Genomic DNA, 21,504 nt, shown 5'->3' with positions numbered 1-21,504 from the left:
CGCCCCTTGGCAAAAGATAAAGACACTATGCGCTGCAGTTTTTGTGGACGCACAAGCGAAGAAGTCCGCAAATTAGTGGCGGGGCCTAACGTGTATATTTGTGATGAATGCGTTGAAGTTTGTGAACGCATCATTGCAGATGAGTTGGGTGCGGTTGAGACGGACGACTTCAATTTAAAAGAATTGCCAACGCCTAGAGAAATTAAAGCTCATCTTGACGAATATGTCATTGGTCAAGATGATGCTAAAATCTCTTTAGCCGTGGCTGTATATAATCACTACAAACGTTTACAAACAGATAATGTAGTTGATGATGTAGAATTACAAAAGGCTAATGTTTTATTCATTGGTCCTACTGGTAGTGGTAAAACACTATTGGCTCAAACCTTAGCGAAAATGCTAGAAGTACCATTTGCTATTGCAGATGCTACAAGCTTAACTGAGGCTGGGTATGTAGGGGAAGATGTAGAAAACATCTTACTCAAAATTATCCAAGCTGCAGATTATGATATAGCTCGGGCTGAACGTGGCATTATCTATATCGATGAAATTGATAAGATTGCTCGTAAGTCTGAGAACCCTTCCATTACACGTGATGTGTCTGGTGAAGGCGTACAACAAGCATTGCTTAAAATCTTAGAAGGTACTGTCGCTTCTGTTCCCCCACAAGGTGGTAGGAAGCATCCTAATCAAGAAATGCTTCAAATTGACACTACGAATATTCTCTTTATTTGTGGTGGTGCATTTGATGGTATGGATAAGGTTATTACTAAGCGTACCGCTAAGAAAACACTTGGCTTTGGTGCAGATGTACAGCGTAAAGAAGAACGCAATGTATCGGCTATCTTAAAAGATGTTGTACCTGAAGATTTATTAAAATTTGGCTTGATTCCTGAGTTTATTGGACGTTTGCCAGTAATGGTGACATTAGATCAATTAGACAGAGATGCGTTAATTCAAATTTTGACAAAGCCTAAAAATGCATTAACAAAACAATATGAAAAAATTCTATCCCTTGATGGTGTAGAATTAACTTTCACTGAAGATGCATTAGAAGAAATCGCTGATGAAGCATTACAGCGAAAAACAGGTGCTCGTGGTTTGCGTGCTATCATTGAAAAGGTGATGAAACGCGTAATGTTTGAGGTTCCTTCCATGCCGGAAGTAACTAAGTGCATTGTGAATCGTGAATCCGTATTAAGCACAGGTGAACCTATACTCAAAAATGAGGCAGACCAAGACATCCAGTTGAAATCGTAATTCGAAGAAACTCATTTCTGTGTAGGAATGAGTTTCTTTTCATAATATATATACCTGGAGGAAGTATGAATTTACTCGAAGTTGGGATCCCTACCGTACCTCTCAGAGGCATGGTAGTATACCCGAATATCGTGATTCACCTCGATATCGGTCGAGACAAATCCATTAAGGCGGTGGAAGCCGCAATGAATGAGGACCGCATTTTAGCTGTCGTAACTCAAAAAGATGATGCTGTAGATGCGCCAACAGTTCATGATTTAGCCCAAATGGGTACATTAGTAAAAATTAAACAAATGTTGCGCTTACCAGGTGGTATAGTACGTGTTCTTGTAGAGGGCATCACTCGTATTCGTCTTATGAATATTACTAGCATGGACCCTTATTATATAGGAGACTATGAACGAGTGGCGTCTGAATTTGAAGACGATGTAGAGCTTGAAGCTTATCGTCGTTTGGTTCAAGCTAAATTTGGCGAATGGGCAGAAGAAGCTAAATCAGTTACTGATGAAGGTGTAACGCGCGTTATGGAATTACGCAATCCTTGTGAATTAGCTGACCAAGTTGCATTTCTATTGCCTATTAATAATTTGAAACGTCAAGAGTTACTTGAAGAATTATCTGTGGCTCGTCGTCTTAACATGATTGTAGGCATTTTAAATATGGAATTACAAATCTCTGATTTGGAAAATTCCATCAATAATCAAGTGCGTCAATCTATGGAAAAAGCGCAGAAGGAATATTTCTTGCGCGAAAAAATCCGCGTTATCCACGATGAGTTGGGTGATAAAGGGGATCCCGAGGAGGAGGCAGAAGAACTACGAGTTAAGTTAAAAGCACTTAATCTAAGTGAAGACGTACATACGCGTATTGATAAAGAAATTTCTCGTTACAGCCGCATGCCTCAATTGATGCCGGAAGCAACAATTTTGCGCAATTACCTAGATTGGGTATTGGCATTACCGTGGAACGAATTAACGGAAGACCGTTTAGATATTAAGGGCGCTCATGCTATGCTCGAGGCCGATCATTATGGCCTTGAAAAGGTTAAGAAACGCATTTTAGAATTTTTAGCGGTTCGTAAATTAACTGGTAAAAATAGTGGCTCTATTCTTTGTTTAGTAGGCCCACCAGGCGTTGGTAAAACCTCTTTGGCTACCTCTATTGCTAAAGCAATGAATCGTAAGTTTATCCGTGCATCCTTAGGTGGTGTTCGTGATGAAGCTGAAATTCGTGGACATCGACGTACTTATATTGGTGCTTTACCTGGTCGTATGATTCAGGGGTTAAAAAATGTAGGTACTAAGAATCCTGTATTTTTATTGGATGAAATTGATAAATTAGCATCTGATTATAAAGGTGATCCATCTTCAGCGTTATTAGAAGTATTGGATCCAGAACAAAATAGCACATTTAGTGATCACTTTATCGAAGTACCGTTCGACTTCTCTGAAGTTTTCTGGATTACTACGGCTAATGTAGCATCTAATATTCCTGGTCCATTGTTAGATCGTATGGAAATTATTGAGTTGTCCAGCTATATGGAAGAAGAAAAACTAGAAATTGCTAAGCGTTACTTAACACCTAAGCAAATTAAGAAAAATGGCCTTGAAGATTACAAGGTTAAATTATCTGATGCTGTGTTAAGAAAGGTAATTTCCGAATATACTCGCGAAGCAGGTGTTCGTACTTTAGAGAAAACAATTGCTAAGATTTGCCGTAAGATTGCTTTCAAAGTAGTTGAAGAAGGCGGAGACGCACCAAAAGTCACTACTAAGAATCTTCACGAATTCTTAGGCGCACCAATCTTTGTTGACCAAGAGCGAGAAAAGAAAGCACAAGTTGGCTATGTAAATGGATTAGCTTGGACATCTGTTGGTGGTGTAGTATTACCATGTGAAGCTACAACTATGAATGGTACCGGTAAATTGGCTTTAACTGGTAGTCTCGGCAAGGTTATGCAAGAGTCTGGTCAAGCGGCTATGAGTTATATTCGCCATAATGCAAAAGCTTTAAAGATTGAAGAAGATTTTTATAAAAAGCTTGATATTCACGTTCACTTGCCAGAAGGGGCAACCCCTAAAGATGGTCCTTCAGCAGGTATTACAATGACATTAGCTATGGTATCTATTTTGACTAACCGCAAGGTTCGTTCTGATATTGCCATGACTGGTGAAATCACATTGCGTGGCCGCGTATTACCAATAGGCGGCTTAAAAGAAAAATTATTAGCAGCCTTGTCTCATGGTATTAAAGAGGTGTTGATTCCAAAAGGCAATGAAAAGGATATTGCAGAATTACCTGACATTGTGAAAGAAGGACTCATCATTACGCCAGTTAAGACAATGGATGAAGTATTAGCAAAGGCACTTGTGTAATGCAAAAGAAGAAAAAATCCACTAAACCAATGGGCCCAAAACCACAATATACACGAAAAGAACCAAAGGGGCCTCGTATTATAGCTGCAAAATATAATACTTCCTGTGTGAAGGCGGATCAATATCCTGAAGGGGATACCGTAGAAATCGCCTTCCTTGGACGCTCTAATGTGGGCAAGTCTTCGTTGATTAATTCTTTATGTAACTATCGTGGGTTAGCCCTCGTTAGTGGTCAGCCAGGTAAGACTAAGACGATAAACTACTTTGATATTGAATCAAAAGAGGATATTTCTGACACCGAGGAACGCAGATATAACTGGTTTCTCGTGGACCTTCCTGGTTATGGTTTTGCAAAGACAAATAAAGGAAACCGCAATCTGTGGTCTTCCTTTATTGCCGATTATATTTTACATTCTGAACGATTGATGTTGTTGTGTTTACTTATCGATGGTCGCCATCCTGAAATGGCCATTGATAAGGTGGCCTTTGATTGGCTCGTCGAAGCCGGTGTTCCGTTACAAATTGTAGTGACCAAGGCCGATAAATTGACGGCTAAAGAAAAGTCTGCAAACTTGTCTATTATTAAAGAGCTATATCCAACGGCTACCCCGCCGATTTTGTACAGCTCTTTAAAGCATACTGGACGTGAGCTTTTACAACAACGAATCAATAAAATTTTGGTAGGAGATGAAGCATGAGTCAAACGAACGAATTAGAGATTATGGAACGCATTGCTCTAGATTTAGAGCGTGTCGAAGAGTCTCTTGCATCATCTTTTAATACCGGTGCAGAGGACTTCAATGCACTGATTCGACCGTTATCAGCAGCAGGTGGTAAGCGTTTGCGCGCTCAATTGTGTCTATTGATTGCTAATGCAGGTACATCTATAGAGCGTCAACGCATTAAAATTGCTGAGGCTGTTGAAATGCTTCATTTAGCAACACTTATCCATGACGATGTTTTAGATCAAGCTGAAATTCGCCGTGGGGAGGATACAATTCACATGCATAAAGGCAATAAGGTAGCTATCCTTAGTGGTGATTATTTATTTGCTAAAGCATTTAAAATCGTATCTGAAATGACGAATATGAAGTATCTTCAAGTATTCTCTCATATTATTACATGCCTCGTAGAAGGTGAGTTCATGCAAATGGAAGATGTATATCGCATCGATCAAGGCATAGAGCGTTATATGACAAAGACGCAAAAGAAAACAGCAGACTTCATGGAAGGCTGTATGGAGCTTGGTGGTCTCTTAGGAGATTGGCAAGAGGATGAAATCATAGAGTTGAAAAAATATGGTCATGCATTAGGCATGGCATTCCAAATTACAGACGATATTATGGATTATCGTGAAACAGCGGAAACGACGGGAAAGCCTGTAGGGAATGATCTTCGAGAGGGACTATTGACATATCCGTTATTAAGCATCGTTAACGATGGTAATAAAGATAAATTGCTTGAAGATATTAAAGGCTTAAATAATGGTGGTAATGAGCAAGACATTATTGATTATGTTATTGCTCAAGGTGGCATTGATAATACATTAGCTGTAGCTGATAAATATTGTAAAGATGCTCTAGCGGCACTCGCTGCAGTGCGTGATTTCCCAGGGAAGGAATTCCTTGTGATGGCTGTAGAAAATCTGGCTGATAGAAAGGTATAATATGGAACCATTCGAACCAAAATCGGATTTCGAATATCCCATGCAAAAACCTTCTTTTGACAGTGTAGTTCGTCAAAAACGGCGTGAAGCAGAACAAAAGTCTGAGCAAGAACGATATAAGGTGGCAACTCAACTCATTCCTGAGGATGTGGAAGATGAACCAGTTTATACGGCTATAGAGCAGAAGATGATGGATGAAGCAAGGGAATTGTCCCTTGTAGGACATCTTTCAGAGCTGCGAAAACGATTGATTATAATAGCTGTAGCGGTTATTGTGGGAACTTGTATTTCTTATTATTATGTAGACTTATTATTGGAAATACTCCTAAAACCGGCTGGCAAGCTCTATTATATGAGACCTACTGAAGCATTTTTTACATATATGAAGGTGTCTGTTGTAGGTGGCCTAGTCATAGCCGCTCCCATTATATTGCATCAGATTTGGCTATTTGTTAAGCCTGCACTAACTGTGCGAGAAAAGCAGCTATCTAACTGGATCTTACCAGTAGCAATTGGTCTATTCGGGATAGGTATTGTATTTTCTTATTTTCTCGTATTGCCTGCAGCGGTGAAGTTCTTTATGGGCTTTGCTACAGATGAATTACAGCCGATGTTTTCTATTGGTCAGTATATGGACTTTGTATTATCCTTTGTACTGCCCTTTGGATTTATCTTTGAGTTGCCGTTGATCTTAATTATTTTGGGATATTTCAACTTAATTACATCACGCTTTTTAAAAACGAAGCGAAAGATATTTATTCTTATATCCTTTATCATAGGTGCTGTCATTTCACCTACACCGGATATGTTCTCGCAAACGATGATTGCATTACCTATGATATTGCTATATGAAACAAGCCTATTTGTATTGGCTAAAATTATGAAGCGCTAAGGAGTCTTTTAGGAGGAACGATGAAAACCTACGAAAATTTAACCACATATAATCCTGGTGAAATAGAAGGCAAATGGTATTCTTATTGGGAAAATCAAGGATACTTTCACGAAGAAGTAGACACGAATAAAGAGCCATTTAGTATCGTATTACCACCTCCTAATGTAACTGGTATGTTGCATATGGGGCATGCCCTTGATAACACATTACAAGACATCCTCATCCGTTTCAAACGCATGCAAGGCTACAATGTATTGTGGATGCCAGGTACAGACCACGCTGGTATTGCTACACAAATCAAAGTAGAAGAGATGCTTGCTAAAGAAGAAGGAAAATCTCGCTATGATTTGGGCCGTGAAAAATTCGTAGAGCGCGTGTGGGAATGGAAAAAAGAATATGGTGATACTATTGTAAAACAAATCCGTAGCCTTGGCGCATCCTGTGACTGGACTCGTGAGCGATTTACTTTGGATGAAGGATACTACCATGCAGTGCGCGAAGTATTTGTAAGCCTTTATGAAAAAGGTTTGATCTATCGCGGTGAACGCATCATCAACTGGTGTCCTCGTTGTGCCACTGCGTTATCTGATGTTGAAGTTGAGCATGAAGACGAACATGGCCATTTATGGCATATTAAATATCCTGTAAAAGGTGAAGATAATCGTTTCGTTGTTGTTGCTACAACTCGTCCAGAAACAATGTTTGGTGACGTAGCAGTAGCAGTAAATCCTGATGATGATCGTTATAAAGATCTCATTGGTAAAACATTAATCTTGCCATTTGTTAATCGAGAAATTCCTGTAATTGCCGATGACTATGTTGATGCTAGCTTCGGTACAGGCTGTGTAAAAATTACACCTGCTCATGACCCTAATGACTTTGAAATGGGTCAACGCCATGATTTAGACTCCATCGTTGTTATGAACAATGATGCAACAATGAATGAAGGTGCTGGCAAATTTAATGGCTTACCTCGTGAAGAAGCGCGTAAACAAGTATTAGCAGAACTTAAAGAATTAGGCCTACTTGAAAAAATCGATGATCATGACCATGCAGTAGGTCATTGCTCTCGTTGTAATACAATCATCGAACCAATGGTATCTAAACAATGGTTCGTAGATATGAAACCATTGGCAGAGCCCGCTCTTAAGGTTGTTAAAGACCACGAAGTAGAGTTCGTTCCTGAACGTTTTACAAAAACATATGTGAACTGGCTTGAAAATATCCGCGATTGGACTATTTCTCGTCAATTGTGGTGGGGCCATCGCATTCCTGCATGGTATTGTGATGACTGTGGTGAAACTATCGTTAGCCGTGAAGATATTACAGAATGCCCTCATTGCCACGGTCATGTTACACAAGATCCAGATGTTCTTGATACATGGTTTAGCTCTGGTTTATGGCCGTTTGCCACAATGGGTTGGCCTAAGCAAACTCCAGAACTTAAACAATGGTATCCAACAAGTGTGCTTGTAACTGGTTACGATATTATCTTCTTCTGGGTTGCTCGTATGATCTTTATGGCTCTTGAGTTTGAACATGAAATTCCATTTAAACATGTATTTATTCATGGTCTTGTTCGCGATAGCCAGGGCCGTAAAATGAGTAAATCTTTGGGCAATGGTATTAATCCGCTTGAAGTTATCGACCAATATGGTGCTGATGCATTGCGCTTTACTCTTGTAACTGGCAACACACCTGGTAACGATATGCGTTTCTATATGGAACGTGTTGAGGCTAACCGTAACTTCGCCAATAAGATTTGGAATGCATCAAAATTTGTATTGATGAACCTTACAAATTATGATGAAAGTTTCGTTCCAACAGCAGATGATTTGACATTAGCAGACCAATGGATTGTTCAAAAATACAATGAAACAGTACAAAGCGTAACATCTAATCTCGATAAATTCGAACTTGGTGAAGCTGCAAGTTCCGTATATGATTTCATTTGGAATACGTACTGCGATTGGTACATTGAATTAGCGAAACCTCGCTTGTATAGTGAAAGCGACGAACGTGATCGTCGTACAGTTCAATATTTACTTGTAACGATCTTACGTCACATGCTCGAATTATTACATCCATTCATGCCGTTCGTAACTGAACATATTTGGCAACATTTGCCACATGAAGGGGATAGTATCGTTGTTACTAAATGGCCTAAAGCATTGAAATTCGATAATCTTGAAGGGGCAGCACGTCAAATGGAAGTTATGATGGATGCTATCAAAGGTATTCGTAACATGCGTGCTGAAATGAATGTGCCTTTAGGTAAAAAAGCTGAGGTTATCGTAGCGCCAACAGATGAAGCATTAGCTAAAACTGTAGCAGAACATAGTGACTACTTCGTAACATTGGCTTGGGCTGAGAAAGTAACAATTCTTAGTACCGATGATCCAAAACCAGAAAATGCGACTGTAACCGTTGTCAATGGTATGGAAGTATATCTCTTACTTAAAGACTTGATTGACGGTGAAAAAGAAAGAGAGCGTATTGCAAAGGAAAAAATCCAAATGGAAAAAGAAATTTCTCGTTTGGAAGGTAAATTGTCTAACCAAGGCTTCTTAGCAAAAGCGCCTGAAGCTGTAGTAGCAAAAGAAAAAGAAAAGTTAGAAGAATATAAACAAAAACAACAAGCGTTATTGGAACGTGAAGCGTTCCTTGAAACCTTATAATAGGAGGTTTATATGACATATCAGGAGGCCTTAGCCTATTTGGAGCAGGCATCTTCATTTGGTATTAAACCTGGCCTTGAACGAATTACGGCTCTTATGGATGTGTTAGGGAATCCACAAGAAGATTATAAAATTGTTCATGTTACAGGTACAAATGGTAAGGGCTCGGTTACCTCATATATTTCCTACGCACTGTTTACAAGTGGATTACGGGTGGGGCGATTTACATCGCCTCACCTTCAATCCTATACGGAGCGTATTCAAATTAATGATGGAAATATAACAGAGGAAGCCTTTGGAAAATTAATTAGTCGCGTAAAGATTGCAGTAGATACTATTATTAGTAATGGAATAGAAGCGCCAACACAATTTGAAATATTAACAGCTGCCGCATTTTTATTCTTTAAGGATCAAGGTGTCGACTATGCTGTAGTAGAAGTTGGTTTAGGTGGCTTACTAGATTCTACTAATATCGTGACTCCAAAAGTATCTGTTATTACTAATGTAACAATAGATCATCAAGCATATTGTGGTGATACTGTCGAGGAAATTGCACGCCATAAAGCGGGGATTATCAAATCTAAAGTGCCTGTAGTGACAGCTGCACAAGATACACCTCTTAATGTTATTGAGGACGTAGCTAAAAAACAACATGCTAAGCTTTATGTTTTTAATAAAGATTTTGGTATCGATAGCCGTAGCGCTGTAACGGGTGGTCAAATGATTACGATTAGTTCTAACGATGCTGCACCTGCTATGTTGTTTACGACGATGGCTGGCATTCATCAATCTGTAAATCTCGCTTGTGCATTGATGGCCGTACGCCTGTTGATGAAAGAGGATACGAACATCAGTGAAGAAACGATGCGTGAAGGATTTGCCCGCACTACGTGGGCGGGGCGCTTTGAAGTTAAACGAGGCTTAGATCGTACCTTTATATTTGACGGTGCTCACAATGCGGCAGGGGCTGAGTCTTTTGCCATGACGTACAATGAACTATTTAAGGACACACCGAAAACGGTGGTAATGGCTATCCTTAAAGATAAAGACCAAGAGGCTATTATTCGTGAAGTGGTTAAATCTGGCGACACAGTCCTCGTTGTACCTGCACCAACAGATAGAACAGAGGTACCTGAAAACTTGGTTGAAGTGATTCGCCGTACTGTACCTAAGGTGACGGCTCAAACTGCAGAATCTGTTGAGGCTGCATTAGCATTGGCATACAAACATACAAAGACTGGTGATATCATTGCTGTATGTGGTTCTTTATATATTCTAGGGGATGCTCGTCAGTGGTTTTTCCATGAGATGAGTCATTGAGGTGAGAATATGGAACTCTCACTCATTCCTAATCAGAAACGACTTACCTTTTATATTGAACGATTAATCTATGGTGTCGTTATTGCGATGCCTCTTCAACCAATGGTAGGAGATGTACTTCTCTGGTTGGCTATAGGTTTGGCATTATATGATTTAATTTCTAGTAAATCATTGAGTTTGCCGACAGGTTATTTATCTTGGACTGTTATGATCTTTGTTATCTGGACAGGTATATCGTCGTTAATGTCCCCAAACTGGGATTGGTCTATTCAGAGCTGGTTCTACCAAATTGTAGCGGGTGGGGGCATGTACTATTTAGTTCGTACCTATATTCGAACACCTAAACAGTGGAACTATTTTCTTCGTGCCTTTTTAGGTACAGCCGTTCTTGTATGCATTATTGGGGCCTATCAGTATATATTTGTTCCTAATATACATATAAAAGAATGGGTAGATGCAGCACAATTCCCTAAATTGATGCGTCGAATGGCGTCTACATTGCAAAATCCTAATTTGCTAGGGGCTTATCTGTTGATGGTACTAAGTGTATGTATTAGCTATATTCTTGTTTATATGAAAGAGAATCGTACTCGTGAAGTTGTTACAATGCTGATCATTGGTGTTGTACTATTTTTAACGATGTTATTAACCTATTCGCGTGGTATTTGGATTAGTTTTGCGGCCATGATTCTGTATTGGGCTATTTTCGTAGAACGAAGACTATTCTTATCCTTGTTAGTGGTACCGTTAATTCTATACTTCTATGAAGGGGAAGTTGCTTCACGACTTTGGTCTATATTCCAAGGTCATGATACGTCATCAGATCTTCGCTGGGCTCTATGGGATAGCACAATGTATATCGTACGAGAAAATCCAATCTTTGGTATTGGGTGGAATACATTCTACTTAGTTTATCCAGAGTATAACTATTACATTCAAGGTCCTAATGTGTTGATGTATCATGCCCATAATTTATATTTAAATATATTGGCTGAAACAGGTATTCCTGGCTTGCTATCATTCCTAGCAGTTATCGTCGGTCATGTTATTACATCTGTTCGTTTGAAAGGGGATATGTTCCGACAAGCTGCACAGATAGGTATAGGGGCTTTAGCTATCGGAGTTCTTTTTAGTGGATTGTCTGATTTTGAGCTCTATAGCCATCAAGTTACTATTGTTTTTTGGCAACTCCTTGGTTGGGTTGGGGCCTTTGTGAAAGTACAACTTTCCACAAAGGCCCATATGTAAAAGGTATATTTTGTATAATTAGTAAGTTTTATGGTAGCGATACAATTTCATAGTATGGTATAATTTATACATACCTTAGCAGGGTAAGCTTAAGTATATTTAACCGGTTTTCTAATGTTAGAATAATTGAACATTATTGCTTGCATTTGAAAACCGGTTTTTTGTATATCTATATTTTTATAGGAGGTGTAGCGGTCAGTTTCTGTATATATTATTTTTTTATTATATTGATAAGGCTCTATATGTTGTATTGAGATAGTTCGATATACATAAAAAACAACAATATATACTATTAAATTGATAATTCCTGTGAGTTATATCGGTGTGAATAAAACTTATGTGAAAATGTAAAAACCTATGCGTTTTGGTCATAATGCACAGTCGGAGTGTGATAAAAAATACATTTTAGTCATATAAGTTGACAATACATTGGATGTGGACTACGATGAAGTCGGTTTAAGGAACGTATTAGACCAAAGAGATTCAATTGTCGTTTAACAATGTTACTCTTAAAGGAGATGGTTATGGTGATAGACATCAAAGACCGCGTAAAAAATGTGGACCTGCAAGGTAAAATTGTCACTGCTTATGATGCAGCTCAGTTGATTAACCCTAATGATAAAGTTGGTATTTCCGGCTTTACACCATCGGGTTATGCAAAAGTTGTGCCATTGGCATTGGCAGAACGAATGGAAAAAGAACCATTCAAAATCGATTTGTGGACAGGTGCTTCCGTAGGTGATGAAGCTGATGGTGCGTTAACTCGTGCTAATGGTATTAATCGCCGCTTTCCATATCAAACCAATAAAGATATGAGAAAGGCTTTAAATAGTGGAGATGTTAAATACATCGATATGCATTTAAGCACAATGGCACAAAATATTCGTTATGGATTTTTCGGAGATTTAGATGTAGCAATTATTGAAGTATGTCAAATCAACGAAGATGGTTCTTTAGTACCGACTACCTCTGTTGGCAATTCTCCAACATTTGTTAGTCAAGCTAAAAAGGTTATCGTAGAGGTAAATGTATCTCAACCATTATCCTTAGTTGGTATGCATGATATCTATGAACCGTTGGATCCGCCACATCGTAAACCAATTCCGTTGGAACAGGCCGGCGATCGCATCGGTACAGAAGCAATACCTTGTGATCCTAGCAAAATTATTGCTGTGGTTCCAAGTGATGTACCTGATACAACAAGACCTTTAGCTGCTATTGATGATGATGCAAAGGCAATGAGTCAACATCTTATCAAATTCTTTGAACAAGAAATTGCAGAAGGTCGTTTGCCTAAAAACTTGCTTCCATTGCAATCCGGCGTAGGTTCTGTAGCAAATGCGGTAATTAGTGGCTTGGCTCAAGGGCCTTTCACAGATTTATCTATTTATACAGAAGTAATTCAAGACGGTATGTTTGACTTGATCGATGCTGGTAAAGTAACTGTATGTTCCGGTACTGCATTGAGTCCTTCTCCAGATGGATTGAAACGTTTCTATGCGAATATTGATGAATATCGTAAAAAAATTATTCTTCGTCCGCAAGAAATCTCCAATAACCCTGGTATTGCTCGTCGTATTGGTGTCATTGCCATGAATACCGCTATCGAATTTGATATTTTTGGCAATGTAAACTCTACTCATATTATGGGTAGCAAAATGATGAATGGTGTTGGTGGTTCTGGTGACTTTGCACGTAGTGCATATCTCACTATCTTCTGTACCAATTCCGTTGCTAAAAATGGCGACATCAGTTCTATCGTTCCATATGTATCCCATGTGGATCATCCAGAACATGACACTATGATTTTCTGTACAGAACAAGGTGTTGCTGACTGTCGTGGTTTGAGCCCAGTGGAAAGAGCTCGTTTGATTATTGAAAAATGTGCTCACCCAGACTACAAACCTATGTTAACTGAATACCTAGAAAAAGCATTAGCTGCAACAAAGAATGCCCATACACCAATGTTGCTTGATGAAGCTCTTTCTTGGCATAAACGCTTCACAGAAACTGGAAGCATGAAAAAATAACCTGTTTTTTTAGGAGGATGATGAAAACATGGCTTACGAAAACTTAAAAGCCCAAATTGCTGAGTACAACAAACTTTGTGACGAAAAATGCGCAAAAACTCCAGAACGTCAAAACTTAAAATACAACCGTGTGTATACACCAGTTGATATTGAAGGCTTTGATTATGAACGCGATTTGGGAATGCCTGGCGAATTCCCTTATACTCGTGGCGTACAACCTACTATGTACCGTGGTCGTTTCTGGACAATGCGTATGTATGCAGGCTTCGCTACAGCTGAAGAATCTAACAAACGTTACCGCTACCTAATCGAATCTGGTGCAACAGGTCTTTCCTGTGCGTTCGACTTGCCAACTCAAATCGGTTATGACTCTGATGATGTTATGGCTGAAGGCGAAGTTGGTAAAGTAGGTGTAGCGATTGACTCTTTGGCAGATATGGAAATCTTGTTCGATGGCATCGACCTTGGCAAAGTATCCACTTCCATGACAATCAACGCTCCAGCATCCGTTTTGTTGGCAATGTATATCGCAGTAGCTGAAAAACAAGGTATACCTTCCACAGAATTGAAAGGTACTATTCAAAATGATATTTTGAAAGAATATGCAGCTCGTGGTACTTACATTTTCCCTCCAAAACCATCTATGCGTTTGATCACTAATATCTTCGAATATTGTTCTCAATACGTTCCAAAATGGAATACAATTTCTATTTCCGGTTACCACATCCGTGAAGCAGGTTCCACAGCAGCACAAGAAATCGCATTTACAATTGCTGATGGTATCGCATACGTAGAAGCAGCTTTGAAAGCTGGTCTTGATGTTGATACATTTGCTGGTCGTCTTTCCTTCTTCTGGAATGCTCATAATAATGTACTTGAAGAAGTTGCTAAATTCCGCGCATCTCGTCGCTTATGGGCAACAATCATGAAAGAACGTTTTGGTGCTAAAAAACCAAAATCCATGATGCTTCGTGTACATACTCAAACAGCTGGTTCCATGTTGACTGCGCAACAAGTTGATAACAACATCGTTCGTGTTGCTCTTCAAACTGCAGCAGCTGTAATGGGTGGTACTCAATCTTTACATACAAACTCTCGTGACGAAGCTTTGGCTCTTCCTACAGAAGCATCTGTACAAGTAGCTCTTCGTACTCAACAAATCGTGGCTTACGAATCTGGTTTGGCTGACGTAGTTGACCCATTGGGCGGTTCCTACTATGTTGAAGCTATGACTAACGCTATCTATGACGAAGCTATGGCATACATCAAGAAAATTGATGAAATGGGCGGCGCTGTAGTAGCAATCGAAAAAGGCTACATCCAAAAAGAAATTCAAGAATCCGCTTACAAATGGCAAATGGAAGTTGAATCTGGCTTGCGCACAATCGTTGGCGTAAACAAATTCCAAGTTGAAGAAGAAGCGCCAAAAGACTTGCTTCGCGTAGACGCTTCCGTAGGTGCTAACCAATCTAAGAAAACTCAAGCAGTTCGTGCTAACCGCGATCAAGCCGCAGTTGATAAAGCCTTAGCTGATTTGAAAGCTGGCGCAGCTGACGAATCTGTTAACTTGATGCCATTAATTCTTGCAGCAGTTAAAACATATGCTACTTTGGGTGAAATTTGTAATGTATTGCGCGAAGTATTCGGTGAATACGAAGCTCATTCCACATTATAATATCGGCTGATTTCGGAGGTAATATATCATGGCAGAAAAACGTATTAGAGTAATTGTAGCAAAACCAGGTCTTGATGGTCATGACCGTGGTGCAAAAGTAGTAGCACGCGCACTTCGCGATGCTGGTTTCGAAGTAATCTATACTGGTCTTCGTCAAACACCAGAACAAATTGTTGAAGCAGCGCTTTCTGAAGACGTTAATGTAGTTGCATTATCTCTTCTTTCTGGTGCTCATAATACATTGTTCCCTAAAATTGTTGAACTTTTGAAAGAAAAAGGCATGGGGGATGTTCTTGTAATCGGTGGTGGCGTTATTCCTGACGCTGATATCCCTGGCTTGAAAAAAGCTGGCGTAGCGGCAGTATTCACACCTGGCACACCAACTAGCGATATCGTTAACTTTATTAAAGAAAACGTAAAATAATTGCTTGGGCAAAGAGGGGTGCAACTCGAATAGTTGGCTCCCCTCTATTCCCATATTCGAAGATAGGTGGTGAGGCGAATGGATTTAGTTAAAGGCCTTTTTGAAGGTTCTAGACTAGCCTTAGCACGGTCCATAACAGCTGTAGAAAACGAGTATGATAATGCCATCGATATTATGAAGGCAATTTACCCTAAAACGGGGAACGCACGTATTCTCGGTATTACAGGGGCCCCTGGTGCTGGTAAAAGTACTTTGACCGATAAGGTAGTTAAACATTATTTAGATCAAGGTAAAAAAATCGGCATCGTTGCCATCGACCCAACTAGCCCATTCTCTGGAGGTGCTATCTTGGGGGACCGTATTCGAATGAATGATTTAACATTAAATGAAAATGTATTCATTCGAAGCATGGGCACGCGTGGTAGTCTTGGTGGATTATCTAAAAAGACTGCAGACGTTGTAAAACTCATGGATGCCTTTGGCATGGATTTAGTAATTATTGAAACTGTAGGCGTAGGTCAATCTGAAGTAGATATTGTAAAAAATGCTGATACTACATTGGTTGTACTGGTTCCTGGTCTCGGTGATGATATCCAAGCTATCAAGGCGGGTATTCTTGAAATTGGCGATGTATTTGCTATCAACAAAGCTGACCGAGATGGTTGCGATCGTTTGAATGTAGAAATTGAAATGATGCTTGACCTAGATTCTCGTGAAGTAAAATGGCGCCCACCAATTAAGCGCACAATTGCTAGTAAAGACCAAGGCGTAGATGAACTTATCGACGCTTTAGATGAACATTTTGAGTATCTTGAAGATTCTGGTGAATTGGAATCTCGTCGGGCAGAACGTACTCGTGATGAAATCATCGCAATGATTAATGAACAAATTGGTCGTTATGTAGCTGATAAAATTGTTACAAGCGACGAATTTAATAGCCAAGTGGCAGCTGTTAATGAACGCGAAAGCGATCCATATACAGTTGTTAATGGCGTAATGACAAGCGTGCTAAAGTAGACGGCGACTACATAGCATTAGAGATTTAGCCTTGAAAAGGAGATAATCAAAATGGCTTTTAAAGTATTACAAGTGGATCACATCGGTATTGGTGTTAATGATTTAGCAGCAACTAAAGAATTCTATAAAAATGCATTAGGCATTGAACATCTTCCTGAAGACGAAATCGTAGAAGAACAAAAGGTAAAAGTATCCTTCTTCCCTTGTGGTGATGCTGAACTTGAATTCTTAGAAACTACAACTCCAGATGGCCCTATCGGTAAATTTATCGAAAAAAATGGTGGTCGTGATGGTATCCAACACGTTGCATTGCGCGTTGACAATATTGAAAATGCTATTGCTGATTTGATGGCTAAAGGCGTTCGTATGATTGACGAAAAACCTCGTTATGGTGCAGGCGGTTCCTCAATTGCTTTCTTACATCCAAAAGCAACTGGTGGTGTATTGCTTGAATTATGTCAACGTATGAAATAATACAGTATCCAATTCACATCACTATATATGAGTTGTAGATATACATATACATATAATTCTACGTTATATATTAAATATGTATGCTTCTTGAACTTTATTCATTTATGAAATAAAATGATACTGTAACAAGTTTTATTTGGAGGTGCTATAATGGCAACAGTGCAGGAAAAAATCGAGTTATTGCACGAAAAGCTAGCTAAAGTTAAAGCTGGTGGCGGCGAAAAACGCGTTGAGAAACAACATGCTCAAGGTAAAATGACTGCTCGCGAACGCTTGGCTAAATTGTTCGATGATAATTCCTTCGTTGAACTTGATCAATTCGTTAAACATCGTTGTGTTAACTTCGGTCAAGAAAAGAAAGAATTACCAGGCGAAGGTGTAGTAACAGGTTATGGTACTATCGACGGTCGTTTAGTATATGCATTCGCACAAGATTTCACTGTAGAAGGTGGTTCTCTTGGTGAAATGCATGCTGCTAAAATCGTTAAAGTACAACGTTTAGCAATGAAAATGGGTGCTCCTATTGTTGGTATCAACGATTCCGGCGGTGCTCGTATTCAAGAAGCAGTAGATGCCCTTGCTGGTTACGGTAAAATTTTCTTTGAAAATACAAATGCATCTGGTGTTATTCCACAAATTTCCGTAATCATGGGCCCATGTGCGGGCGGTGCTGTATATTCTCCAGCATTGACTGACTTCATCTACATGGTTAAAAATACTTCTCAAATGTTCATCACTGGTCCTGCAGTAATCAAATCTGTAACTGGTGAAGAAGTAACCGCTGAAGATCTTGGTGGTGCAATGGCTCACAACTCCGTGTCTGGTGTTGCTCACTTTGCAGCTGAAAATGAAGATGATTGTATCGCTCAAATTCGTTACTTATTAGGCTTCTTGCCATCCAACAATATGGAAGATGCTCCATTGGTAGATACTGGTGACGATCCAACTCGTGAGGATGAAAGCTTGAATAGCTTGTTGCCAGATAACAGTAACATGCCTTACGACATGAAAGATGTTATCGCAGCTACTGTAGATAATGGCGAATACTATGAAGTACAACCATTCTATGCTACTAATATCATTACTTGCTTCGCTCGTTTTGATGGTCAATCCGTTGGTATCATTGCTAACCAACCAAAAGTAATGGCTGGTTGCTTAGACATTAACGCTTCTGACAAATCTTCCCGTTTCATCCGTTTCTGTGATGCTTTTAATATTCCAATCGTTAACTTTGTTGACGTTCCTGGTTTCTTGCCTGGCACAAATCAAGAATGGGGCGGTATCATTCGTCATGGTGCTAAAATGTTATATGCTTACTCTGAAGCTACAGTACCAAAAATTACTGTCATCACTCGTAAAGCATATGGCGGTTCCTACCTCGCTATGTGTTCCCAAGATTTAGGCGCAGACCAAGTATATGCTTGGCCTACATCCGAAATCGCTGTAATGGGTCCTGCTGGTGCAGCTAATATTATCTTCAAGAAAGACGAAGATAAAGATGCTAAAACAGCTAAATATGTAGAAGAGTTTGCGACTCCTTACAAAGCTGCAGAACGTGGCTTCGTAGATGTTGTAATCGAACCTAAACAAACTCGTCCAGCAGTTATCAACGCTTTGGCTATGCTTGCAAGCAAACGCGAAAACCGTGCTCCAAAGAAACATGGTAATATTCCATTATAATTCGATTCGGTAAACATATCATCGAATTTGGGAGATACCTTTCTTTACTACTTTTTTAGAAAGGGGAATGATTATGGAAGGACAAGCAGTTACTACCAATCCTTGGTTAATCATGGCCATTAATATGACAGTTGTATTTGTTGTGTTGATTCTTTTAGGTATTTTGATGACAATCGTTCATTTGATTGACCCTACTAAGAAGAAAAAAGACGTACCACCAAGTGCACCTGTTGCGGCTCCCGCAGCTACACCGGTGGCTGCACCAAATGCATCTGCTCAAAATGAAGGTGAAGTAGTAGCAGCTATCGTAGGTGCCATTGTGGCGATGGGGTACTCATCTGAACAAATTGCATCTATTCGACCTACAGCAACCAGTGCTAAATGGCGCTTGGAAGGTCGCTTAAGCGGTAGAGGTTAAAATATTTTTAGGAGGCATTTGTAATGAGCAATGCTACAACAACTAACGGTAAAGCTCCATCTCAAGATGTAGTAGCAGTAATCGTTGGTGCATTAGCGGCAATGGGTTATTCCGCTGATCAAATCGCGCATATCCGTCCAATCGTAAGCTACAATTGGAAAATGGAAGGCCGTTTGCGTGGTAATCGATAAGATAATTGGCTAATTTGATAATCCATGGGATTATTCAATTTATATGTGTAAAAATATTTATAAGTTTTGTGTAGAAACTACACATTTTGGAGGAATTTAAGATGAAAAAATTCAACGTTACAGTAAATGGTACAGCATATGATGTAGAAGTTAATGAAGTGAAAGCAGCGGCTCCTGCAGCAGCTCCTAAAGCAGCTCCAGCAGCAGCTCCAGCTCCTAAAGCAGCTCCTGCACCAGCTCCTGCTGCAGCAGCAGCTCCAGTTCCAGCAGGTGCTGAAACTGTAAAAGCTCCAATGCCTGGTAAAATCTTATCTGTAGCAGTATCTGCTGGTCAAGCAGTTAAAAAAGGCGAAACTTTGTTGATCCTTGAAGCTATGAAAATGCAAAATGAAATCGCAGCTCCACATGATGCTGTAGTTTCCGAAGTTCGCGTATCTGCTAACCAAACTGTATCCACTGGTGACGACATGGTTGTTCTTGGCTAATACCAAGTGTTGTATGACGTGGCTGCGCCACGTCATCTAACAATTTTATATTTGTGAAAGGGGAACGCATATGGAGGCTTTTGCTGTTGCGATTCAATCCGTTATTACAGATAGCGGGTTCCTCGCATTTACAACAGGCAATGCTATTATGATTCTTGTAGGTTTGATCCTATTGTATTTGGCATTTGCTAAAGAGTTTGAACCTTTATTGTTGGGTCCGATTGCGTTTGGTTGTATACTTGCCAATATTCCTCGTAATGGTTTCGAAGAAGGCGTTATGGCACTTATTAGCGCAGGTATCTCCCAAGAAATCTTCCCACCTTTAATTTTCCTAGGTGTAGGTGCAATGACTGACTTTGGTCCACTCATTGCTAATCCTAAAACATTGCTTTTAGGCGCTGCCGCTCAAATCGGCGTATTCGTTGCTTTAGGTGGCGCAATGATGCTTGGCTTCACAGCTCAAGAAGCAGCTGCTATCGGTATCATCGGTGGTGCTGACGGCCCTACATCCATTTACTTAGCTACTAAACTAGCTCCTCATTTATTAGGTGCTATCGCGGTTGCCGCATATTCCTATATGTCCTTGGTACCGTTGATTCAACCGCCTGTAATGAAATTATTCACTACGCAAAAAGAACGCGAAATTGTTATGGAGCAATTGCGTGAAGTTACACGTTTTGAAAAAATCGTGTTCCCAATTGTTGCAACGATCTTCATTTCCTTATTGCTTCCTTCCATTACATCCCTTTTAGGTATGTTGATGTTAGGTAACTTGTTCCGTGAATCTGGCGTAACTGAACGTTTGTCCGATACTTCTCAAAATGCGTTAATCAATACTGTTACAATCTTCTTGGCAACTGGTACTGGTTTAACAATGAGTGCGGAACATTTCTTAAGCGTACAAACAATTCTTATTATCTGCTTAGGCTTAGTTGCATTTATCGGTGGTACTGCTGGTGGCGTATTATTTGGTAAATTGATGAGCTTAGTAGATGGTGGTAAAACAAATCCACTTATTGGTTCTGCCGGTGTATCCGCGGTTCCAATGGCGGCTCGCGTATCTCAAGTAGTAGGTGCGAAAGCTAACCCAGCTAACTTCTTGCTCATGCATGCTATGGGTCCTAACGTAGCTGGCGTTATCGGTACAGCAGTAGCTGCAGGTACAATGCTTGCTATGTTGTCTAACCACTAATAATTTAATAATTATTCACCCAGGTGTACCTAAATAGGTACACCTATTGGTGAATCAAAAAGCCCTTGGTCATTATGTAATCATACATAAAAAGGGAATATTTGCAATAAATGCTTTTCAGATCGGTCATTAGGTGATTAGCAAGATTTCACAGAATAACCTTCTAGTGCTTTATATATAGTAGAGGTGGTCACTTGTTATCAATTGAATTAAAAATACTGATTTGTTTTATATGGGCATTTATTGTTTTTTTTATTACAGCGCTGATTATCGGTAATAAAGGCAAAGCTAAGTGGTTTCAACAAAGAACAAAATATTCTTGGTTTAATCGTCGAGGATTTTTAGGTGAAACTTTATTATTTGGGTATCCTAAAACAAGAGAGGGATATGGGATTACTTTTTTGATGGCTTCTGCCATTGGTATCGTAGGTTATATTTTATACCTATTATAACTATATCAGTGCATTTCTCTGAAGGGA

General features: G+C 39.6%; 19 protein-coding genes. All 19 read left to right on the top strand.

Features of this window, described 5'->3' with window-relative positions:
• Positions 1 to 6 precede the first annotated feature (6 nt).
• The 19 genes from clpX to HMPREF0874_RS03205 all read left to right on the top strand — a co-directional run bounded on the left by clpX (position 7) and on the right by HMPREF0874_RS03205 (position 21,477).
• Entirely contained in the window at positions 7 to 1,260 is a 1,254-nt protein-coding gene (gene clpX / locus HMPREF0874_RS03290) for an ATP-dependent protease ATP-binding subunit ClpX (RefSeq protein ID WP_008601448.1), read from the top strand.
• Between the two features lie 65 nt (positions 1,261 to 1,325).
• A complete protein-coding gene (gene lon / locus HMPREF0874_RS03285; protein ID WP_004696511.1) occupies positions 1,326 to 3,635 on the top strand; it encodes an endopeptidase La in 2,310 nt (769 codons plus the stop codon).
• A complete protein-coding gene (yihA, locus tag HMPREF0874_RS03280) occupies positions 3,635 to 4,333 on the top strand; it encodes a ribosome biogenesis GTP-binding protein YihA/YsxC (RefSeq protein WP_008601447.1) in 699 nt (232 codons plus the stop codon). Before lon ends, yihA begins: the two co-directional genes overlap by 1 nt.
• Positions 4,330 to 5,301, top strand: a complete 972-nt coding sequence (locus tag HMPREF0874_RS03275; RefSeq protein WP_008601446.1) for a polyprenyl synthetase family protein — start codon at positions 4,330 to 4,332, stop codon at positions 5,299 to 5,301. Before yihA ends, HMPREF0874_RS03275 begins: the two co-directional genes overlap by 4 nt.
• Before the next feature lies 1 nt (position 5,302).
• The gene (tatC, locus tag HMPREF0874_RS03270; protein WP_008601445.1) at positions 5,303 to 6,193 is read left to right on the top strand and encodes a twin-arginine translocase subunit TatC; all 891 of its coding nucleotides are present in this window, start codon (positions 5,303 to 5,305) and stop codon (positions 6,191 to 6,193) included.
• Between the two features lie 20 nt (positions 6,194 to 6,213).
• Positions 6,214 to 8,871 carry a valine--tRNA ligase gene (locus HMPREF0874_RS03265; RefSeq protein ID WP_008601444.1) on the top strand — a complete coding sequence of 886 codons (2,658 nt, stop codon included), beginning with the start codon at positions 6,214 to 6,216 and terminating at the stop codon, positions 8,869 to 8,871.
• A gap of 12 nt (positions 8,872 to 8,883) precedes the next feature.
• Positions 8,884 to 10,191, top strand: a complete 1,308-nt coding sequence (locus HMPREF0874_RS03260) for a folylpolyglutamate synthase/dihydrofolate synthase family protein (RefSeq protein WP_008601443.1) — start codon at positions 8,884 to 8,886, stop codon at positions 10,189 to 10,191.
• 9 nt (positions 10,192 to 10,200) lie between these two features.
• Positions 10,201 to 11,439 (top strand): O-antigen ligase, encoded by a 1,239-nt coding sequence (locus tag HMPREF0874_RS03255; RefSeq protein ID WP_004696499.1) that lies wholly within the window; start codon positions 10,201 to 10,203, stop codon positions 11,437 to 11,439.
• 524 nt (positions 11,440 to 11,963) lie between these two features.
• Positions 11,964 to 13,469: an acetyl-CoA hydrolase/transferase family protein gene (locus HMPREF0874_RS03250; RefSeq protein WP_004696497.1), complete on the top strand. Its 1,506-nt coding sequence runs from the start codon at positions 11,964 to 11,966 to the stop codon at positions 13,467 to 13,469.
• 28 nt (positions 13,470 to 13,497) lie between these two features.
• Positions 13,498 to 15,144, top strand: a complete 1,647-nt coding sequence (locus HMPREF0874_RS03245; RefSeq protein WP_008601442.1) for a methylmalonyl-CoA mutase — start codon at positions 13,498 to 13,500, stop codon at positions 15,142 to 15,144.
• 28 nt (positions 15,145 to 15,172) lie between these two features.
• Complete coding sequence (locus tag HMPREF0874_RS03240; protein WP_004696492.1) at positions 15,173 to 15,568, top strand: cobalamin B12-binding domain-containing protein; 396 nt, start codon at positions 15,173 to 15,175, stop codon at positions 15,566 to 15,568.
• Between the two features lie 78 nt (positions 15,569 to 15,646).
• The gene (meaB, locus tag HMPREF0874_RS03235) at positions 15,647 to 16,585 is read left to right on the top strand and encodes a methylmalonyl Co-A mutase-associated GTPase MeaB (RefSeq protein WP_004696489.1); all 939 of its coding nucleotides are present in this window, start codon (positions 15,647 to 15,649) and stop codon (positions 16,583 to 16,585) included.
• A 51-nt stretch (positions 16,586 to 16,636) separates the two neighbouring features.
• Positions 16,637 to 17,059, top strand: coding sequence for a methylmalonyl-CoA epimerase (mce, locus tag HMPREF0874_RS03230; RefSeq protein ID WP_004696488.1), 423 nt, complete (start codon positions 16,637 to 16,639; stop codon positions 17,057 to 17,059).
• 150 nt (positions 17,060 to 17,209) lie between these two features.
• Positions 17,210 to 18,739, top strand: a complete 1,530-nt coding sequence (gene mmdA / locus HMPREF0874_RS03225) for a methylmalonyl-CoA decarboxylase subunit alpha (protein ID WP_004696486.1) — start codon at positions 17,210 to 17,212, stop codon at positions 18,737 to 18,739.
• A 73-nt stretch (positions 18,740 to 18,812) separates the two neighbouring features.
• Positions 18,813 to 19,157, top strand: coding sequence for an OadG family protein (locus HMPREF0874_RS03220; protein WP_039965050.1), 345 nt, complete (start codon positions 18,813 to 18,815; stop codon positions 19,155 to 19,157).
• Positions 19,158 to 19,180: 23 nt separating this feature from the next.
• Complete coding sequence (locus HMPREF0874_RS10050; protein WP_004696483.1) at positions 19,181 to 19,348, top strand: hypothetical protein; 168 nt, start codon at positions 19,181 to 19,183, stop codon at positions 19,346 to 19,348.
• Positions 19,349 to 19,449: 101 nt separating this feature from the next.
• Entirely contained in the window at positions 19,450 to 19,833 is a 384-nt protein-coding gene (locus tag HMPREF0874_RS03215) for a biotin/lipoyl-containing protein (RefSeq protein WP_008601436.1), read from the top strand.
• A gap of 70 nt (positions 19,834 to 19,903) precedes the next feature.
• Positions 19,904 to 21,025: a sodium ion-translocating decarboxylase subunit beta gene (locus HMPREF0874_RS03210; protein ID WP_008601435.1), complete on the top strand. Its 1,122-nt coding sequence runs from the start codon at positions 19,904 to 19,906 to the stop codon at positions 21,023 to 21,025.
• Positions 21,026 to 21,219: 194 nt separating this feature from the next.
• Positions 21,220 to 21,477 carry a hypothetical protein gene (locus HMPREF0874_RS03205; RefSeq protein WP_008601433.1) on the top strand — a complete coding sequence of 86 codons (258 nt, stop codon included), beginning with the start codon at positions 21,220 to 21,222 and terminating at the stop codon, positions 21,475 to 21,477.
• Positions 21,478 to 21,504 lie beyond the last annotated feature (27 nt).

Origin of the sequence: Veillonella sp. 6_1_27 (genome assembly GCF_000163735.1) — a bacterium.
GTDB lineage: Bacteria > Bacillota > Negativicutes > Veillonellales > Veillonellaceae > Veillonella > Veillonella parvula_A.
Note: the sequence above shows the minus strand (reverse complement) of the source record. Positions and strands in the feature narration are given on the sequence as shown.

Bases quoted from the DNA above. Each gene is read 5' to 3' on its own strand.
- HMPREF0874_RS03255 (WP_004696499.1), top strand. From the start codon at position 10,201: ATGGAACTCTCACTCATTCCTAATCAGAAACGACTTACCTTTTATATT.
- mce (WP_004696488.1), top strand. From the start codon at position 16,637: ATGGCTTTTAAAGTATTACAAGTGGATCACATCGGTATTGGTGTTAAT.
- mmdA (WP_004696486.1), top strand. From the start codon at position 17,210: ATGGCAACAGTGCAGGAAAAAATCGAGTTATTGCACGAAAAGCTAGCT.
- HMPREF0874_RS03240 (WP_004696492.1), top strand. From the start codon at position 15,173: ATGGCAGAAAAACGTATTAGAGTAATTGTAGCAAAACCAGGTCTTGAT.
- tatC (WP_008601445.1), top strand. From the start codon at position 5,303: ATGGAACCATTCGAACCAAAATCGGATTTCGAATATCCCATGCAAAAA.
- HMPREF0874_RS03250 (WP_004696497.1), top strand. From the start codon at position 11,964: ATGGTGATAGACATCAAAGACCGCGTAAAAAATGTGGACCTGCAAGGT.
- HMPREF0874_RS03260 (WP_008601443.1), top strand. From the start codon at position 8,884: ATGACATATCAGGAGGCCTTAGCCTATTTGGAGCAGGCATCTTCATTT.
- HMPREF0874_RS03215 (WP_008601436.1), top strand. From the start codon at position 19,450: ATGAAAAAATTCAACGTTACAGTAAATGGTACAGCATATGATGTAGAA.
- HMPREF0874_RS03245 (WP_008601442.1), top strand. From the start codon at position 13,498: ATGGCTTACGAAAACTTAAAAGCCCAAATTGCTGAGTACAACAAACTT.
- HMPREF0874_RS03265 (WP_008601444.1), top strand. From the start codon at position 6,214: ATGAAAACCTACGAAAATTTAACCACATATAATCCTGGTGAAATAGAA.
- HMPREF0874_RS03220 (WP_039965050.1), top strand. From the start codon at position 18,813: ATGGAAGGACAAGCAGTTACTACCAATCCTTGGTTAATCATGGCCATT.
- HMPREF0874_RS03275 (WP_008601446.1), top strand. From the start codon at position 4,330: ATGAGTCAAACGAACGAATTAGAGATTATGGAACGCATTGCTCTAGAT.
- HMPREF0874_RS03210 (WP_008601435.1), top strand. From the start codon at position 19,904: ATGGAGGCTTTTGCTGTTGCGATTCAATCCGTTATTACAGATAGCGGG.
- yihA (WP_008601447.1), top strand. From the start codon at position 3,635: ATGCAAAAGAAGAAAAAATCCACTAAACCAATGGGCCCAAAACCACAA.
- lon (WP_004696511.1), top strand. From the start codon at position 1,326: ATGAATTTACTCGAAGTTGGGATCCCTACCGTACCTCTCAGAGGCATG.
- meaB (WP_004696489.1), top strand. From the start codon at position 15,647: ATGGATTTAGTTAAAGGCCTTTTTGAAGGTTCTAGACTAGCCTTAGCA.
- HMPREF0874_RS10050 (WP_004696483.1), top strand. From the start codon at position 19,181: ATGAGCAATGCTACAACAACTAACGGTAAAGCTCCATCTCAAGATGTA.